Here is a 16,744-nt window from a genome sequence, read left to right on the forward strand (position 1 = left end):
TTCGAGTCCGCGAGTAAGAAGCGCGTTTATAGTAAGTTGAGCTTGACGGAGTAGATCATCGCATTCTGATAATTGTTGGGGGTGCCCAACTTATTGTCAGAGTAGCGATACTGAATGCCAGTGGTGATCAAATCACTCGGATGCCACCATAGGCTCAGTGCACCGTTGGTGCCTACACTGCCCGCTGTATCGCCCACGTAGTTCTGCTCCAGATACTCATCGTCGCGACCAAAGGTCTGTTCGTGCCAGTTGGTGACGCTGAAGTCCTGGTTGAGTGCAGTGAAATCATAACCCGCGACCCAGCCTGCCATATAGCCGTTCATGCCGGTATAGCTGTTACTTTGTACCCGCGCAGCACCGATAAAGGGCTTGAACCACAGGCCATTGTCGAAGGTAGTGCGGTAACCCAAACCAAGAATCTGATCCTGCTCGCGGCTGTCATAACCGTAATCACGGAAGTCATACAGGTGGGCGTAAATCGACAGCGAGCTGTCACCCAGGTAAATGTGTGAGGTCACTTTACCCGCGGTGCGGAAGTTGTCTTTACCACCGCTGGACTCATCGAACTGGTCGTTGGTGGGGTTCTCGAAATCAAAGAAGCCGTAGAACTCGCCCCAGCTAAAGCCAGCGCCGCCTTCGATTTCGAGAAACATAAAGTCGCTTTTCGCCGCGTTGGAAGCGGTGCGCGCCTCGGTGCCGTTTGACCAGTCCAGGTAGTTAACCGAAACGTTGGCGAATGACCACAGTCGATCTAGAGGATGCGACTGAGCAGCCTCGTCTGCCATTAGCGGCGTAGTGAGTATGGCCCCTAATACGCCAGCGCCAAGCGCGATCTTAGACGAAGGGGGGCGAGAGTGTGTACGAGCAGTCATGAGAGCCTCAACATTGGTTGTCGCGGAGCCACTTGGGTGTGGCTATCCGAGGTTGTAGTCGTGCGGGCTGGCGTTAATGTTAAAATTATAACATTTAGTGTTATTTTTCTAACGTTGATTTGCAAGAGTTGTCACATCAACGCTATTTAAATGTCATATGGCTCTCATTGTGGCACTAATAGCACCAATAGCCGTCGTAGCAGTGGAAATTACGCCGCCGCTCGCTCAGCATAGAAATGAAAATGGACGCAACACCGATGCTCTCGTTGCGAAAATCACAACAAGAGGGGTTTGCCAGGAGATGCCCACCATGAATGGCCGTAGTGCGCTGCGCCTTGCCAAGCTTCAGGAAGCGCTTGCCAGTGGCGGTACTCTTCATCTGCGCGATGCCGCAGAGCTATGCGATGTTTCCGAAATGACCATCCGTCGCGATCTGACGACTCAGGATACTGCCATTAGCCTGCTGGGTGGGCGCCTAGTGATGGCAAACTACCCTGGCGTAACGCCTATTTATGACTTGACCGAACAGCAGGCTAGCCACTACCAGGCCAAGTATCGGCTTTGTCAGCGGGCGTTAGCTTACATAGAAGAGGGCGATACGCTGTTTATCGACTGCGGCTCAACGCTAATGCCGCTGCTGAGCCAGTTAAGTCATTTCCGAGAGCTGACGGTAGTGACCTATGCGCTTAATGTTGCCAATGCCGTTGCCGCCCTGCCCAACGTGCGCTTGGTGCTACTAGGCGGGCTGTTTTATGCCACCTCGCAGTCATTCGGTAGCGACAATATGACTGCTGCTATCGAGCGGTTAGGCATTAATAAGGCGCTGATCTCCGCTGCAGGGGTGGATTTAGAGCGTGGTGTTAGCTGCTTTCACTTTCACGAAGTGGCGCCTAAACAGGCTGCCATTGCCACCGCTATGCAGCGCCTGTTGGTGGTAGATGCCAGTAAGTTCAGCGTAGTTCGCCCGGCCTATTTCGCTGCTCTGGACGATTTTGATGTGGTGGTTACCGACGAAGAGGGCGCCCCGCAGTTGCTTAAAAAAAATGGCCGCGTTGTACCTGAGATAGTGGTTCCCACCGTCACAGTGGCGTAAGCGATTTCCCCCTTGCTCATCCCAGTCAATACCTTGGGTGCGGCAATGCGCCACTTCTTTCATGATCTCGATCAATAGAAAATACTTTAGTCTTAACTGCTTAAGCCTTTAGTGCTTAGGCCAGCGAGGCTCGTCGCCAATTCCCATCCGGCGACGCATATTTTTCCCGGAGCAATGGCGCCCAGCGTCACGTGTGCACTGTCCTTGAGAGCGTTTTCCTAGCACGTTTTCAAGAGCGCCATGCAGAGCATGTTTTGGGAAGAGTATGGGGTGGTAGTTAGCCTGCTATGTAGAAGGGCGACATGGCTAGCTAGTGTTTTAAACAACCTCTGACGAGATCACACCATGCAACGACGCTCACTTTGGCGCAGGCGAGGCACTCTAGTGCTCCTTGCGCTGTGTCTGTTTCTAGCAGGCTGTAGTTCAGCGCTGCTAGACCCAAAAGGCCAGATTGGCGCTGAGCAGCGCACACTGATTCTGACCGCCTTTGGCCTAATGTTGATTGTAGTTATTCCTGTGATTGTCATGACGCTGCTGTTTGGCTGGCGTTACCGGCGTAGTAATAGCCTGGCTAAATACACGCCTGATTGGGCGCACTCCAACGTGATTGAAGCGGTGGTGTGGATCGTGCCCTGTGCGATTATCGCGGTGCTCGCCCTGTTGACCTGGAAGACCTCCCATAGCCTTGATCCCCACAAACCGCTGGAAAGCGATGTGGCGCCGATCGAAATACAGGCGGTGGCGCTTGATTGGAAGTGGCTGTTTATCTACCCCGAGCAGGGTATTGCCAGTGTTAACGAAGTGGCCTTTCCGGTAGATACACCGGTGCGCTTTCGGGTCAGCTCAGGCTCAGTGATGAACGCTTTCTTTATCCCCCATCTTGGTAGCCAGATTTATGCCATGGCGGGCATGGATAACGATGTCCATCTCATCGCCGATGAGATTGGTAGCTACCCTGGTCGTTCCACCAACTACAGTGGCGCGGGCTTCTCTGGCATGACCTTTGAAGCCAAGGTGACCAACCCTGAGGATTTTGACGCCTGGGTGGAAACGGTACGCGCTGCTCCACAAACGCTGACCTACCCAGAAGGTTATGAAGCGTTGGCGGAACCTAGCGAATCGAATCCGGTTGAGTACTTCTCAGCCATCTCACCATCGCTGTATGAAAGCATCTTACGAAGCTTCCATACCGGCGGCGAGCATCAGATGGGCGGCGATCATGCTGACTCCTACGATGGTGAAAATGAGAAGACTGCCGATCACGCGGCCGAATCAGGTCATGTCACTAACAACCATGCTAGTCAGGATAATGCCATGCGCAGCCACTCCTCTAGCGTAGAAGTGGGAGGTTAAGCCGTGTTTGGAAAACTCACGTTAGAGTCAATTCCCTACCACGAGCCGATCATCATGGTCGTCGCGGCCTTTATGGCCATTGGTGGGATCGCACTGTTTGGTTTAATCACCTATTACCGTAAGTGGGGCTGGCTGTGGAACGAGTGGTTTACCTCCGTTGACCATAAAAAGCTCGGCATTATGTATTTCATCGTCGCTCTGGTGATGCTGCTGCGCGGCTTCTCGGATGCGATAATGATGCGCACCCAGCTGGCGATGGCCGCCGGGGATGCAGCGGGCTATTTACCCCCCGAACACTACGACCAGATCTTTACCGCCCACGGCGTGATTATGATCTTCTTTGTCGCCATGCCCATGGTCATCGGCTTGATGAACCTGGTGGTGCCGCTGCAAATTGGTGCCCGCGACGTTGCTTTCCCTTTCCTGAATAACTTAAGCTTTTGGCTGTTTGCGGTCTCCGCGATACTGGTCAATATCTCGCTGGTGGTGGGCGAATTCGCCAAAACCGGCTGGCTCGCTTACGCGCCGTTATCGGGGATCGAGTTTAGTCCCGGGGTGGGGGTCGACTACTGGATATGGGCGTTGCAGATATCCGGTATAGGCACCACGCTGACCGGTATTAACTTTTTCGTGACCATCATTAAAATGCGCACCAAAGGCATGACGATGTTCCGCATGCCGATCTTCACCTGGACCTCGCTGTGCGCCAACGTGCTGATCATTGCTTCCTTCCCAATTTTGACCGCGACCATCGCGCTGCTAACGCTGGATCGCTATTTGGGTATGCACTTCTTTACCAATGATTTTGGCGGCAACATGATGATGTACGTCAATCTCATCTGGGCCTGGGGCCACCCGGAAGTTTATATCCTGATTCTGCCAGCCTTCGGCGTGTTCTCTGAAGTGATTGCGACCTTTGCCCGTAAGCGGCTGTTCGGCTACGCCACCATGGTGTGGGCGACCATTTCGATCACCTTGCTCTCGTTTGTGGTTTGGTTGCACCACTTTTTCACCATGGGGGCGGGCGCCAACGTCAACGCCTTCTTCGGCATTATGACAATGATCATCGCCATTCCTACCGGGGTGAAAGTGTTCAACTGGCTGTTCACCATGTTCCGCGGCAGCCTGGAACTCACTTCGCCGGTGCTATGGACGCTGGGCTTTATTATCACCTTTACCCTAGGCGGTATGACCGGCGTTATGCTGGCGGTGCCCGCGGCTAACTTTGTGTTGCATAACAGCCTGTTCGTTATTGCGCACTTCCACAACGTTATTATCGGCGGCGTGGTGTTCGGCATGATGGCGGGGCTTACCTATTGGTTCCCCAAAGCGTTCGGTTTCACTTTGAACGAAAAGTGGGGCAAGCGTTCGTTCTGGTGCTGGTTTATCGGCTTCTACGTCGCCTTTATGCCGCTTTACGTACTGGCCTTCTTTGGTGCCGTGCGCCGCATGCAGTCCTACGCCAACCCCGAATGGCAGCCGTGGATGATTCTGGCCTGGGTAGGCGCGGTAATCATTATGCTGGGCATTATCTGCACCATCATCCAGTTCTGGGTGAGTATTCGCGACCGCAAACAGAACGCTGATGTCACCGGCGACCCCTGGAATGGTCGCACCTTGGAGTGGTCAACCTCTTCTCCAGCGCCGTTCTACAACTTTGCACGTCTGCCGGAAGTGGGCGATATCGACAGCTTCTGGTCGCAAAAGCAGCGTAGCGAAGAGCAGCTTGAAGAAGCCCCCTATACCGATATTCATATGCCTCGTAATACCGTGGCCGGGCCAGTTATCAGCTTCTTTGCGCTGGTCATCGGCTTTGCGCTGGTGTGGCATATCTGGTGGTTAGCCGGCGTCGGCGCCGTGGGTGTATTCATCAGCTTTATGGCACGGGTATTTAACGACGATATCGACTACTACGTTCCCGCTGCTGAAGTTGAGCGAATCGAACGTGAGCATCAACAACGCGTGGAGGCGCAAGCGTAATGTCGACTGATACGCTAAATCATAGCTCGCACCACCCGGTAGAGCACGAAGAAGAGCATCACGATGCCTCGGGCACGAAATTGTTTGGTTTCTGGGTCTACTTAATGAGCGATTTGGTGATCTTCGGGTCACTGTTCGCCACTTACGCCGTGCTGATGAAGGGCACGGCGGGTGGGCCAACTGGCGCTGATATCTTTGAATTACCTTTGATCCTTTTCGGAACCTTTGCACTGCTGATCAGTAGTTTCACTTTCGGTATGGGCGTTTTGGCAATGCATGCCAACCGTGTTGGCCAAGTGAAAGTGTGGCTGATTATTACCTTTCTACTGGGCTTGTGCTTCCTGGGGATGGAAGTCTATGAATTCCAGCATCTAATCCATGAAGGGTACGGTCCGGACCGTAGCGGCTTTTTATCGGCCTTCTTTACCCTAGTCGGTACTCACGGGTTGCACGTTACGTTTGGCATGATCTGGATTTTGGTGATGTTGGTACAGCTTTACACCAAAGGGTTGAACGATATGACCCGGCCGAGGATTTTGTGCCTGAGCCTGTTCTGGCACTTCCTCGATATTGTCTGGATCTGTGTCTTCTCATTCGTCTATCTGATGGGAGTGTTGTGAGATGAGTGCAAGTTCAACCAATGCCCATGGCAGCGTTAAGTCGTATGTGACAGGACTGGTATTGTCGCTGATACTGACCATTATCCCTTTTGCGGTGGTGATGAGTGGCGCTTTTAGCGTGTTGGCTACCGTGATTGTGATAGCCGTGACCGCAGTGTTGCAGATACTGGTGCAACTGGTCATGTTTATGCATATGAGTACCAAAGCCGACGAAGGCTGGAATCTGATGTCCTTCGTCTTCACACTGACGATTCTCGTCCTAGTGGTAGGAGGCTCGCTGTGGATCATGCAGCATCTGCATCTCAACATGATGATCGGCTAATCTCAGCGCCCAGCCGCTGGCGGGATCTGCTCGAGCTGACCAAGCCGGGCATTATCGGCGGCAACCTGATTGCCACCCTGGGGGGCTATTTTCTCGCCGCCCAGGGGCAGTTCGAGTGGCTCAGCTTTGTCTCGGTCATGGTGGGGATTGCATTAATCATCGCGTCAGGCTGTGCGTGTAACAACGTTATTGACCGCGATATTGATGCATTGATGGCGCGTACGCGCCATCGCCCCCTGGTAAGAGGCAGCATCTCTATTACCCAGGCACTGGGCGTTTCGGCGCTGCTGGGTGTGTCGGGGGTGGTGTGTCTGGCGCTGGGCACCAACGGGTTAACCGTTGCCTTGGCGGTCATTGGCTGGGGCGTTTATGTGGGGCTTTATAGCCTCTATATGAAGCGCCGCTCGGAGTACGGCACCTTGGTAGGCAGCCTCTCCGGCGCCATGCCGCCGGTGGTAGGCTACTGCGCCGTGACCGGTCAGTTCGACAGCGGTGCCATTATGCTGCTGGTGATTTTCTGCCTGTGGCAGATGCCGCACTCCTATGCGATTGCGATCTTCCGCTACGCCGATTATCAACGGGCATCGATTCCGGTACTGCCGGTGGTGCGCGGGGTGAAAATGGCCAAACACCATATCCTTGGCTACATTGTGGCGTTTATTCCCGCCTCGCTGGCGCTAGGGCTGGCCAGCCAAGCGGGCGCGGGATATCTGTGCGTGGCGCTGACCATGGGCGGCTACTGGCTCTACTTGGCACTGCGCGGCTACCGTTTAGATGACGATGTGCGCTGGGCCAAAAAGGTGTTTGGCGTCTCTATCCTTACCATCACCGCGATGAGTTTAGTCATGGTGCTGGAATCGATGGTGCCGATGTGGGTTTAGCCCTCACATACCGTTAAGCCGTTAATAAAACGCCCCAAGCAGTTATCTGCTTGGGGCGTTTTTATTGGCTAGGGAAAGTTTCTGTAACTCAGCTTTCCCGCTGACTGGCCTGAATGGCGGTTAGTGCAATGGTGTAAACGATATCGTCGACCAGTGCGCCGCGGGAAAGGTCATTCACTGGCTTGTTCAACCCTTGCAGCATGGGGCCAACGCTCACGACGCGGGCACTTCGCTGCACTGCTTTGTAGGTGGTATTGCCGGTGTTGAGGTCGGGGAACACAAACACGGTGGCTTTACCTGCCACTGGCGAGTCGGGGGCTTTCTGTTTGCCCACGCTCTCGATAGCGGCGGCGTCGTACTGTAGCGGGCCGTCGATGGCCAGGTGCGGCGCGCGTTCTTTAGCAATCCGGGTGGCTTCGCGGACTTTATCCACATCCGCGCCGGTGCCGGAGTCGCCGGTGGAGTAGCTGATCATGGCGACACGTGGCTCGATACCGAAGGCTTCAGCGGAGCGGGCACTTTGTAGAGCGATTTCGGCCAGGGTTTCAGCGTCTGGGTCGGGATTCACCGCGCAGTCGCCGTAGACCACCACCTGCTCGGGCAGCAGCATAAAGAAGATCGACGAGACTTGATTATACTCCGGCGCGGTTTTAATCAACTGGAAGGCGGGCCGCACGGTGTTGGCGGTGGTGTGTACGGCGCCGGAAACCAGTCCGTCGACTTCATCTAACTGCAGCATCATGGTGCCGAGCACCACGTTATCTTGCAACTGCGCTTCGGCGGTTAGCTCGTTGAGTTTGCCACGACGACGCTCGACCATCGGGCCAATATAGTTCGCACGGGTGCTTTCAGGGTCAACAATCGTCAGCGATTCTGGCAGTGTCAGCCCACGGTTGCGCGCTACATTTTCGATATCGTCGCGCTTACCCAGCAGTACGCAGTCGGCAATGCCGCGGCGCTGGCAGATTATTGCCGCTTCTACGGTGCGCGGTTCATCCCCCTCCGGCAGAACTACGCGCTTTTTAGCCAGCTGGGCGAGTTTAACCAACTGGTGGCGAAACGCTGAAGGTGAAAGGCGGCGGGTATAACCGCTGCTCAGGTGGGCTTTCAACCACTCAAGATCCATATGGGCTGCGACGTAACGGGCCACCTGTTCGGCGCGCTCGAAATCGTCCATAGGGATTTCACTGCTTAGCTGGCTGAGGTGCTGTGCCGTGGTCAGGCTGTCGGTTTCTACTGCCAAGACCGGTAGACCCGTTTTGAGCGCGGGGCGGCACATCTCGATCATGCTGTCGTTGGGCATAAAGCCGTTGGTCAACAGTACGCCCGCTAGCTGAATACCGTTCATGGTCGCCAGCGCTGAGGCCAGCACCACATCATCGCGGTCACCGGAAGCCACTACCAGGCTACCCGGGGTGAAAATATGCAGTGCGTTGGCAGCACTGCGGGCACAGAGGCTGGTGGAGAGTACCCGACGGCTGGCCGACTCGCCTTCGTTCAACAACTTGGCATTAAGCGCCCGGGCCACATCCAGGGTGCGCGGGGCGCTAAGCGTTTTGCTGTAAGGCACCACACCAATCAGGTGGAATTTATCGGTCGCCAGGGCGGGGGAGTACTGGCGCAGCTCAGCGAGCACTGACTCTTCCAACTGCGGTTTGAAGGTGCCCGGTGCTGCAGAAAGATCATCTTCCTGCGCGTAGGGCAGATTTTTCATGCGCATCAAAATGCCGCCCAACGTGCGGCTGGAGCTAACCCCACCAAAGCTGCGGGCGTGCATATCAAGCTGCTCGGCCAGCGCCTGGGGCTCGTTTAAATCACCCGATCCAACAAGAATAATCCGTGCATTAAGCGCATTGGCGAGCTGGGCGTTGGTTTGGGTGGCGTAGGTGGTGTGCTGGGTGGGCACTACGCCCTCTACCACGACTAGGTCTAGGGTACTGCCATCGCGGTGGGCCTGTTGAACAACCTGTTCATAGAGCTCGACGGCATTTTCCATCAGTTCATCGATTTGGTCGTCGCGCAGCAAACGCTCCAGGCGAGCCTGGGAAATCGGTGACGGTGGGCGCTGATTGAGTGCCCGGGAAACCAATGCGGTGGATCGATCCAGGCCTGGGCCGTTCAGCTCGTTCTGCATAAACGGCTTTAAAAACCCGGCTTTCAGACCGATGGTATCCAGCGCTTGAATTAACCCCAGACAGGCGGAGGTAAGCCCGACGCCCTGGCTGGTAGGCACTAACAGAATCGCTTGTGGCTGGTCGGGGTGAGTCATACACGTGTCTCTAGGCAGTGGCGGGTTTCCATGGCAATGCGGCCTTCTTCATCGGTAGGGATCACCCACACCTGGGGGCCTTCATGGCTGGCACTATCCAGCTTGCCCTCTTTGCCGCGGATAGTCGCTTCGTTAGCGTCGTTATCCAGCGCAAAGCCGAAGTGGGGCAATAGGGCGAGCACACGGCGACGTACAATCGGCGAGTTTTCGCCGATACCGCCGGTGAAAATAACCCCATCAAGCTGGGGCAGGGCGCAGGAGAGCCCCGCCAGAGATTTAGCGATCCGGTAGCAGAATACTTCTATTGCCAACTGAGCAGTGGCGTGGCCCTGTTCGGAGGCCTCCTCAATTTCGCGCATATCGTTGGTTAAGCCTGAAAGCCCCAGTAGGCCGCTCTCTTTATTGAGCACGTCATCAATTTTGTCTAACGACCAGCCTAGTTGACGGTGCAGGTGGGCGTGCAGACCAGGGTCAACATCGCCACTGCGGGTGCCCATCACCAAGCCTTCCAGTGGCGTTAGGCCCATGCTGGTATCCTGGCTTTGATTGTTCCAAACCGCGCTAGTGGAGCAGCCATTGCCAAGGTGAGCGGTCAGCCAGCCGCCTGCACCACGGCTACTCAGTTCACCGGTACGCTGGCTAACGTAAGCGTGGCTGGTGCCGTGAAAGCCATAGCGGCGAATGCCATGCTCAGCGTAGAGTCTTTCAGGCAGAGCGTAACGGTAAGCACGCGGCGGCATGGTTTGGTGGAAAGCGGTATCAAACACGGCCACTTGGGGCAGCTCCGGAAAAACGTGCTGGGTCGCTGCAATACCCGCCAAATTCGCGGGGTTATGCAGAGGGGCAAGCGCCGCGGTGGTTTGGATAGCCGCGATGACGCTATCGTCGATAAGTGCAGCTTGGGTGAAATGCTCGCCGCCATGCACGATGCGATGGCCCACCGCCGCTGGTAATCGTCCCTCCATACGCTCAAGAATGGCGTTAAGCGCTTGGGTATGGTCAGCCTCAGGAAGTGGCTGTGTAAAACGCTCACCGGCACTGTTTTTGCCCTTGAAGCGTGCTTCCTGGCTACCTAAGCGCTCTGCTATGCCTTCGAGTCGCGGTGCCTGAGGGTCTGAGTCAATCAACGCGTATTTAATCGAAGAGGAACCGCAGTTAATTACCAGCACCGGTGCGTTCATAAAAACCTTTTCGCTAGGAGGTTAGTGAGCAAAGAGATAGACTTTAGTTTAGCATGCTGCGCTGCGGAAAAGCAGCGCCTGAATTTCGTTAGCCTTCTATGTAAAAGCGAGGCATGCTGGGCTATTGATGGCTACACGCCTCGTATTAACCTTACACCTTCTTACTCCCTTAATGAGCCGTTCTGTTCTTATGTCAGCGTCCCCTTTGCCGAAACTACTGCCGCGTCACCTGGCCATTCTGTTAATGATGACCGTGGCCACTATGTTTGCCGCCAATCATGTCTCGGCGCGGCTGGCGTTTGATAATGGCACCGGGCTATTACTGGCGGTATTAACGCGCTCGGGGGTGGCCTGTTTGATTTTAGTGGCCCTCGTTATCGTGCAGAAAAAACGGCTCTGGCTGCCTGCGGGGAGTTGGCCTTGGCAATTAACGGTGGGGCTACTGATCGCGATCCAGAGCGTTAGTCTCTACTCGGCCGTGGCCAGGCTACCGGTGGTGATTGCGCTGCTACTGGTCAATACCTTTCCGATTCAGCTGGCACTGCTCAGTTGGGCGCTGGGCGGCCCGCGACCGACGCTGCGCAGTTGCCTGATTATGGGCACCATTCTAATCGGCTTACTGGTGGTGCTGGATATCCCTTCATGGATCGCCAGCGCCGATGGCATGGGGCCAGGGTGGATCGCGGGCATTGGGTTTGGATTGATGGCGGCCTTCGTCTTTGCCTGCGCGCTGTGGGTCACCGAACACCGCCTGGCGGGTGTGGGAAGTACGCTGCGCAGCCTGTTGACCATGCAAACGGTGTTTATCGTCATGATCATTGGTGGCATCGCCGGAGTGGTACCTGGGGGTATGAGCTTGCCGGATAACAGCACTGGCTGGCTGGGGCTCACGCTGCTCGGGCTGCTCTATGGCTCGGCGTTCTCAACGCTGTTTATTTTTGTGCCGCGACTCGATATGGCGCGCAACGCGCCGGTGATGAATATCGAACCGGTGGCCTCACTGGTGTTGGGTTACTTTGTGTTGGGGCAGATGCTCAGCCCCGGCCAGTTAGTTGGTGGGGCAGTCGTCGTTGGCGGCATTGTCGTGCTGAGTTTATCCAAGGGGCGGTAAAGTTTGCGTTCTTCATCGTTATGAATCACAATACAAAAGTGTAAGGAAACACTGTTTTTTAACTGAGGTACAAGCTATGAAGATGTCTCTATTGTCACTTACATCGGCGGTACTCCTGGTAGGTGCAGGCGCATTTGCAACGAGTGCTCAAGCACAACAGTCCTTCGGTTATCCGCAAGCTTACTTGGGTGGCGATGCCATGTTCTGGAGCCTGGATCCAGACAGAGGCCCTTCCCGTGATGACGTGGGCTTACGCCTGCGTGGCGGCGCTCAATTTAATGACTACTTTGCGCTGGAAGGGCATTTAGGCACGGGCGGTTCAGATGGTGGCGCTGATCTGAATCATTTAGCTGGCGCTTATGCAAAAGGGATTTTTCCGGTGGCGCCTGAAGTGCGGTTATACGGTTTAGCAGGCTTCACGGAAGTTGAGGTTAGTAATAACCGGGAGAGTGACTTCTCCTACGGTGGCGGCGCTGAAATGGACGTAGCTCCCAATTTGTCGGTGAATGCCGATTACATGCGCTACCTGGATAAGTCTGACTACACCTTTGATGCGGCCAGCGTTGGTCTACGTTATCGGTTCTAAATCGTTGGCTTGAACGTGTAGCGAATCACTAAGCACTCAGTACTCAGCCCTGTGGCCTTTATGCCATGGGGTTTTTTGTTTTTATAACTTGTTATGGCGCGTTGATGCAGTGAATAAGTACATATATATTGTTAGCAAGCTAATTAATTGTTAGACTAAAGTCCCCTATGCTATTTCCTACATGATACGCGCCCGTATAGAGGCGCTGGCCAAGCAGTTGCTTGGTGGCTAACAAGTGAGTTCTGCATGACCCCTGATCAAACATTTGCCCGCTGGGTGAAAATAGCCCTTGCTGCCTTTGTACTGCTTTTTATCTATTTTCTGGTGGCCGATAGCTTTATGCCCATGACCCCCGAATCGCGGGTGATGCGGCCGGTAACGCGTATAGCGCCCGAACTGAGTGGCCCAGTGAGCGAGGTGTTGGTGCGTGATCACCAACATGTGGCTAAAGGTGATGTGCTGTTTCAGATCGACCCGACGCCGTTTCGTTTAGCCGTTGAGCAGGCGCAACTTAATCGCGAACAGGCCGAGCGAGAGAATGCCCAGTTGGAAGCGGAGCTTACCTCTGCCCAAGCGGAGCTGGCATCCGCTGAAGCGACGGCAGCCGAACGTCGGGGCGAGCTACGTCGTGCCGAAACCCTGGTGGCGCAGCAGAGCGTATCGCGCCAACAATATGAGCAGCAGGTGGCTGCTGAGCGTACCGCACAGGCCAGTGTGGCGGCAGCCAGGGCTAAAATAGTCAGCCTGGAAGTGCAATTGGGCGATGCCGGCGAAACGAACCTGCGTTTGCGCCAAGCGGAAAACGCGCTCTCCCAAGCGCAGTTGGATCTTGCCCATACTCAGGTGCGCGCCGCACAAGCCGGGAGTGTTTCCAACCTGCAGCTAGAGGTTGGTGACTATGTTCAGGCGGGACAGCCCGCGGTAGCGGTAGTGGCGGATGCGGTCGATATCATTGCCGATTTTCGTGAAAAGAGTTTGCGCCATGTGGCGCCCGGCGATGCAGCAAAAATAGTGTTTGATGCCTGGCCCGGCCATGTATTTGATGCCCAAGTTCTCGCCATGGATGCCGGTGTCCGCGAAGGGCAGTTGGCTGCCGATGGGCAACTGGCCGATATTCCCACCACTGATCGTTGGGTGCGCGATGCCCAGCGTATGCGCGTACACCTGGCGCTCACTCAGCCAATCGCGAACTTATTACCCAGCGGCGCCCGTGCCACGGTACAGCTTCAGCCCGGTGATACTGCCCTGGCCAAGCCTTTTGTATGGTTACAGGCACATCTCATTAGCTGGTTGCACTATGTGTATTAAAAAAAGCTTGGCCAGCTCGCGATCCCCTGGCATGGCGGCCACCAAGCGCAAGCCCGAACTCTCAAAGAATGGCTTGCGTCAGTGCCTTAGAGTGGCCGGGGGCGGTACGCTGGGGTTTATAGTTAGCCAACTGATGGGCTGGAACTACGGTGTGTTTTTTACCGTTTTCCCGATGTTTTTACTGGGTATGGTGCCGGTACTCAATGGGCATATCATTCGTCAGTTTTTAGCCAATGTATCGATCAACGTGCTCGAAGTCAGCCTGGTGGTGGGGTTACTCAAACATATGCCGGTAGTGATGACCCTGGTGGTGCTGGGCATCTTTCTGTTTCGCTTTAATCTGATGGCGAAAGGGCCGCTGTTTCTGTTTGGCGCCAATGGCGTGCTGACACTCAGTATTCTGCTGCACTTCGCCAGCTACCCTAATGTGGACTTGAGCGATTTACTGGCCAGTAACCTGGTTGCCAGTGGTTTAGCAGTGTTTATTGCCATGCTGATGCATACGCTGTTTGCCGATGTAGAAGCCCGTCAGCCACCACCGAGGGCCACCAAGACATCTTCGCAAATTCGCCATGAAACCCTCATTGGAGGATTAACCGCCACGCTCTCGTTTGTGGTGTTTCAGATGTTCGACTTGCAAGGGTCACTTTCTGCGCAGATGGCCACCATCCTGGTGCTGTTTACGCTGGGGTACTCTGGAGCGAAAGTATCCGCCGCCAAACGCGCCGTAGGAACGCTACTGGGGTGCAATTTGGCGCTGCTCATGCAGTTGCTGCTATATACCCAGAGCCACCATTTTTTGCTGGTGGTGTTGCTCTACTGGCTGGGGTTAATGCTTTTCGCGCGTGAGCATATTCATGAAGGGGGAGGTTCGGGGATCGGCTTTGGTGGGCTGACCACCCTGGGAATTTTGTTTGGCCAGTCGCTAGGCCCGCAGCAGGATCTGGTGTACAGCGCGCTCTATCGGTTCTCGTCAATGAGTGTTGCACTGACCCTCACACTGCTGACCATGGCTTGCTTACACGTTGTGTTAAACCGCTGGACGCCAACGCGGTTACCCGTAAGCAGCCGGCCATAAAAATCCTGACATCAATAAATCAGCGCAACTTTTTTAATACAGGCTACTCTGATGAGTGTGCCGACATGTGATTAGCCGTGCTATTGGCACCTTTCTCATACGGCGCTTTCCCTACTAACGGATTAGAGGTGTTCGTCATGGCAACTGGTAAAGAAGATAAAGCGAAAGGAACGGCCAATAAAGCAGCAGGCAAAGTGAAAGAAGCCGCGGGCAAGGCAACGGGTAGCAGCAAAACAGAAGCCAAAGGTAAGGCCCAGCAGGCGAAAGGCGAACTGCAAAAAGGCAAAGGCGATGCCAAGGAGAGCCAGAAAAAACAGCGCTAGTGCTAGTTATGGAATACTGATACCAACAGGGGGCTTCGGCCCCCTGTTGGTGTTTATGAGCTCGGAAATTACTGTATCTCACCTTCAGTACTGAAGCATTGGGCAATAGCTTTGAAAGCCTTCCTTAGTAGTGACCCAGTAATTTCCACCACAAACCGCCGACAACTACCCAGATCACAAGATTGACCACGCTCATAATAAAGCCCGCTTTCCACCACTCGCCCAGCGTTAGGTAGCCCGACCCAAAAATGACGGGCGACGTGCCAGTGGCGTAGTGAGTTAAGGTCATCATGATGGAGGAGGTGGCGGCCATGATAAGCACAAACGGCATGGGCGGTGCGCCGAGTGTTAACCCAACGGTAAGAAAAGCCGCCATCATGGCAGTAATATGTGCGGTGGTGCTGGCAAAGAAGTAGTGAGTGTAGAGGAAAGTCAGCACTAGCAAGGCCGATGCTCCCATCCAGCCGATGCCCATCATGGTGATCCAGTCTTGCATATTGGTGGAAAACCAATCGATCAAGCCCGTCTGGTTGAGCTGGGTCGCCATCATAATTAGGGCGCCGAACCAGAGCAGGGTATCCCAAGCGTTCTTTTCTGCCAGTACATCATCCCAGGTTAATACGCCGGTCAGCAGCAGTATCGATAGCCCAATAAACGCGGAGGTGGTGGTATTGAGGGTGACCGAGTCGCCCATAAATAGCGCCGGTATATCTGCCCACAGCAGCAATAGTACCAAGAAGACAAACAGCATAATGCCTTCATCCCGGCTGATCTTCCCCATTTCGGCAAGTTTGTCCCGTGCCATCTGCGTGGCGTGTGGAGTCTGTTTAATGTCCGGTGGATAAAGCAGGTAAAGAATATAGGGCATGGCCAGAATGGCGACCAAACCAGGAAGTAGCATGGCGAGCGCCCAGGTCATCCAGCTCAGTTGGATTTCCGCCCCTGTAGCGATGGAAATTAGCTCCACGGTCAGTGGGTTGGGAGCAGTGGCAGTGACAAACATTGCTGAAGTAATCGGGTTGCTGTGATAGTTCACCAGTGCCAAATATTTGCCGATTTTGCTCGAAGTGCCGTCTTCCGGCCGTGAGTCAAAACCTTTAGCAATAGAGCGCATGATGGGGTGCATGATTCCGCCGCCGCGAGCGGTATTGCTGGGAGTAACCGGTGCAATGCAAAGCTCTGAAAACGCCAAACTATAGCCGATCCCCAGCGTCTTCTTGCCGAAGATGGAGATAAAATAGTAACCGATGCGGGCTCCTAGCCCTGTCTTGATTAGCCCCCGAGAGATCATAATCGAGATGGCAATTAACCAGATCAGCGAGTTGGAGTAGCTGCTTAAAGCATCGTTAATGGCGGTACCTGGGTTGTCGCTGGTCACCCCGCTCGCCGCCACAATCGCAATGGCAATAATTGAGATGGCCCCTATGGGCATTGCCTTACCAATAATCGCGGCAATCGTCCCCACGAAAATTGCCAGCATCAGCCAAGCGTCCGAAGTGAGACCCTCCGGCAGTGGAATAGCCAGCCATATCAGTAGAGTGATCGCCACCGCAATAGCGGTTGGCAAGGGCTTGAAAGGTAGCGTCGGCATCGTGGAACCCTATAGTAAGTAGGTGGCTGCGGTACGCTCACAGGCAATAAAGCAGTGCTTGAGTGGCTACTTAAGTCTAGAGCGGATGGGCGCTTGGCAACTTGCCTCACGTCAATTCGAAGCTTGATCTAGCGCAATCATTTCCGCTTCCAACTATGCCTTAATGGTGAGGTGCC

At 54.7% G+C, this 16,744-nt stretch carries 15 protein-coding genes; 11 read left to right on the forward strand and 4 right to left on the reverse strand.

Annotated elements, in window-relative coordinates; all coding sequences use genetic code 11:
- Positions 1-26: 26 nt before the first annotated feature.
- On the reverse strand, positions 27-872 hold the full coding sequence (locus RO22_RS05350) for an outer membrane protein OmpK (RefSeq protein ID WP_022520639.1): 846 nt from the start codon (positions 870-872) through the stop codon (positions 27-29).
- Positions 873-1,182: 310 nt separating this feature from the next.
- On the opposite strand from RO22_RS05350, the gene RO22_RS05355 reads away from it, so the two are divergent.
- From RO22_RS05355 to cyoE, 6 genes are all read left to right on the forward strand, one after another.
- Positions 1,183-1,965, forward strand: a complete 783-nt coding sequence (locus RO22_RS05355; protein WP_022520638.1) for a DeoR/GlpR family DNA-binding transcription regulator — start codon at positions 1,183-1,185, stop codon at positions 1,963-1,965.
- Between the two features lie 345 nt (positions 1,966-2,310).
- Complete coding sequence (gene cyoA / locus RO22_RS05360) at positions 2,311-3,318, forward strand: ubiquinol oxidase subunit II (protein WP_027959877.1); 1,008 nt, start codon at positions 2,311-2,313, stop codon at positions 3,316-3,318.
- Positions 3,319-3,321: 3 nt separating this feature from the next.
- Positions 3,322-5,298 (forward strand): cytochrome o ubiquinol oxidase subunit I, encoded by a 1,977-nt coding sequence (cyoB, locus tag RO22_RS05365; RefSeq protein WP_041157786.1) that lies wholly within the window; start codon positions 3,322-3,324, stop codon positions 5,296-5,298.
- Positions 5,298-5,918 (forward strand): cytochrome o ubiquinol oxidase subunit III, encoded by a 621-nt coding sequence (cyoC, locus tag RO22_RS05370; RefSeq protein ID WP_009287203.1) that lies wholly within the window; start codon positions 5,298-5,300, stop codon positions 5,916-5,918. The genes cyoB and cyoC overlap by 1 nt, the downstream gene beginning before the upstream one ends.
- 1 nt (position 5,919) lies before the next feature.
- Complete coding sequence (gene cyoD, locus RO22_RS05375) at positions 5,920-6,240, forward strand: cytochrome o ubiquinol oxidase subunit IV (protein ID WP_022520636.1); 321 nt, start codon at positions 5,920-5,922, stop codon at positions 6,238-6,240.
- Complete coding sequence (gene cyoE / locus RO22_RS05380; protein ID WP_009287204.1) at positions 6,198-7,121, forward strand: heme o synthase; 924 nt, start codon at positions 6,198-6,200, stop codon at positions 7,119-7,121. The genes cyoD and cyoE overlap by 43 nt, the downstream gene beginning before the upstream one ends.
- An 88-nt stretch (positions 7,122-7,209) precedes the next feature.
- On the opposite strand, the gene pta is transcribed toward cyoE, so the two are convergent.
- Complete coding sequence (gene pta, locus RO22_RS05385; protein ID WP_041157787.1) at positions 7,210-9,390, reverse strand: phosphate acetyltransferase; 2,181 nt, start codon at positions 9,388-9,390, stop codon at positions 7,210-7,212.
- Positions 9,387-10,571 carry an acetate/propionate family kinase gene (locus RO22_RS05390; protein ID WP_041157788.1) on the reverse strand — a complete coding sequence of 395 codons (1,185 nt, stop codon included), beginning with the start codon at positions 10,569-10,571 and terminating at the stop codon, positions 9,387-9,389. Before RO22_RS05390 ends, pta begins: the two co-directional genes overlap by 4 nt.
- Positions 10,572-10,761: 190 nt before the next feature.
- Between RO22_RS05390 and RO22_RS05395 the strand changes: the two genes are divergently transcribed.
- From RO22_RS05395 to RO22_RS05415, 5 genes are all read left to right on the forward strand, one after another.
- On the forward strand, positions 10,762-11,682 hold the full coding sequence (locus RO22_RS05395; protein ID WP_041157789.1) for an EamA family transporter: 921 nt from the start codon (positions 10,762-10,764) through the stop codon (positions 11,680-11,682).
- A gap of 76 nt (positions 11,683-11,758) precedes the next feature.
- Complete coding sequence (locus RO22_RS05400) at positions 11,759-12,268, forward strand: porin family protein (RefSeq protein WP_041157790.1); 510 nt, start codon at positions 11,759-11,761, stop codon at positions 12,266-12,268.
- A 246-nt stretch (positions 12,269-12,514) separates the two neighbouring features.
- On the forward strand, positions 12,515-13,576 hold the full coding sequence (locus RO22_RS05405; protein WP_041157791.1) for an HlyD family secretion protein: 1,062 nt from the start codon (positions 12,515-12,517) through the stop codon (positions 13,574-13,576).
- Between the two features lie 31 nt (positions 13,577-13,607).
- Positions 13,608-14,654 carry a DUF2955 domain-containing protein gene (locus RO22_RS05410; RefSeq protein ID WP_041158117.1) on the forward strand — a complete coding sequence of 349 codons (1,047 nt, stop codon included), beginning with the start codon at positions 13,608-13,610 and terminating at the stop codon, positions 14,652-14,654.
- 137 nt (positions 14,655-14,791) lie between these two features.
- Positions 14,792-14,977: a CsbD family protein gene (locus RO22_RS05415; protein WP_041157792.1), complete on the forward strand. Its 186-nt coding sequence runs from the start codon at positions 14,792-14,794 to the stop codon at positions 14,975-14,977.
- Between the two features lie 124 nt (positions 14,978-15,101).
- On the opposite strand, the gene RO22_RS05420 is transcribed toward RO22_RS05415, so the two are convergent.
- Positions 15,102-16,568 carry a DASS family sodium-coupled anion symporter gene (locus RO22_RS05420; protein ID WP_041157793.1) on the reverse strand — a complete coding sequence of 489 codons (1,467 nt, stop codon included), beginning with the start codon at positions 16,566-16,568 and terminating at the stop codon, positions 15,102-15,104.
- Between the last annotated feature and the right edge of the window lie 176 nt (positions 16,569-16,744).

This window comes from Halomonas sp. KHS3, from assembly GCF_000830495.1.
GTDB lineage: Bacteria > Pseudomonadota > Gammaproteobacteria > Pseudomonadales > Halomonadaceae > Vreelandella > Vreelandella titanicae.

What these genes read in the sequence shown, in the direction of transcription:
- RO22_RS05350 (WP_022520639.1), bottom strand. Translation starts at nt 872, where the DNA reads ATGACTGCTCGTACACACTCTCGCCCCCCTTCGTCTAAGATCGCGCTT.
- RO22_RS05355 (WP_022520638.1), top strand. Translation starts at nt 1,183, where the DNA reads ATGAATGGCCGTAGTGCGCTGCGCCTTGCCAAGCTTCAGGAAGCGCTT.
- cyoA (WP_027959877.1), top strand. Translation starts at nt 2,311, where the DNA reads ATGCAACGACGCTCACTTTGGCGCAGGCGAGGCACTCTAGTGCTCCTT.
- cyoC (WP_009287203.1), top strand. Translation starts at nt 5,298, where the DNA reads ATGTCGACTGATACGCTAAATCATAGCTCGCACCACCCGGTAGAGCAC.
- cyoD (WP_022520636.1), top strand. Translation starts at nt 5,920, where the DNA reads ATGAGTGCAAGTTCAACCAATGCCCATGGCAGCGTTAAGTCGTATGTG.
- pta (WP_041157787.1), bottom strand. Translation starts at nt 9,390, where the DNA reads ATGACTCACCCCGACCAGCCACAAGCGATTCTGTTAGTGCCTACCAGC.
- RO22_RS05390 (WP_041157788.1), bottom strand. Translation starts at nt 10,571, where the DNA reads ATGAACGCACCGGTGCTGGTAATTAACTGCGGTTCCTCTTCGATTAAA.
- RO22_RS05395 (WP_041157789.1), top strand. Translation starts at nt 10,762, where the DNA reads ATGTCAGCGTCCCCTTTGCCGAAACTACTGCCGCGTCACCTGGCCATT.
- RO22_RS05400 (WP_041157790.1), top strand. Translation starts at nt 11,759, where the DNA reads ATGAAGATGTCTCTATTGTCACTTACATCGGCGGTACTCCTGGTAGGT.
- RO22_RS05405 (WP_041157791.1), top strand. Translation starts at nt 12,515, where the DNA reads ATGACCCCTGATCAAACATTTGCCCGCTGGGTGAAAATAGCCCTTGCT.
- RO22_RS05410 (WP_041158117.1), top strand. Translation starts at nt 13,608, where the DNA reads ATGGCGGCCACCAAGCGCAAGCCCGAACTCTCAAAGAATGGCTTGCGT.
- RO22_RS05415 (WP_041157792.1), top strand. Translation starts at nt 14,792, where the DNA reads ATGGCAACTGGTAAAGAAGATAAAGCGAAAGGAACGGCCAATAAAGCA.
- RO22_RS05420 (WP_041157793.1), bottom strand. Translation starts at nt 16,568, where the DNA reads ATGCCGACGCTACCTTTCAAGCCCTTGCCAACCGCTATTGCGGTGGCG.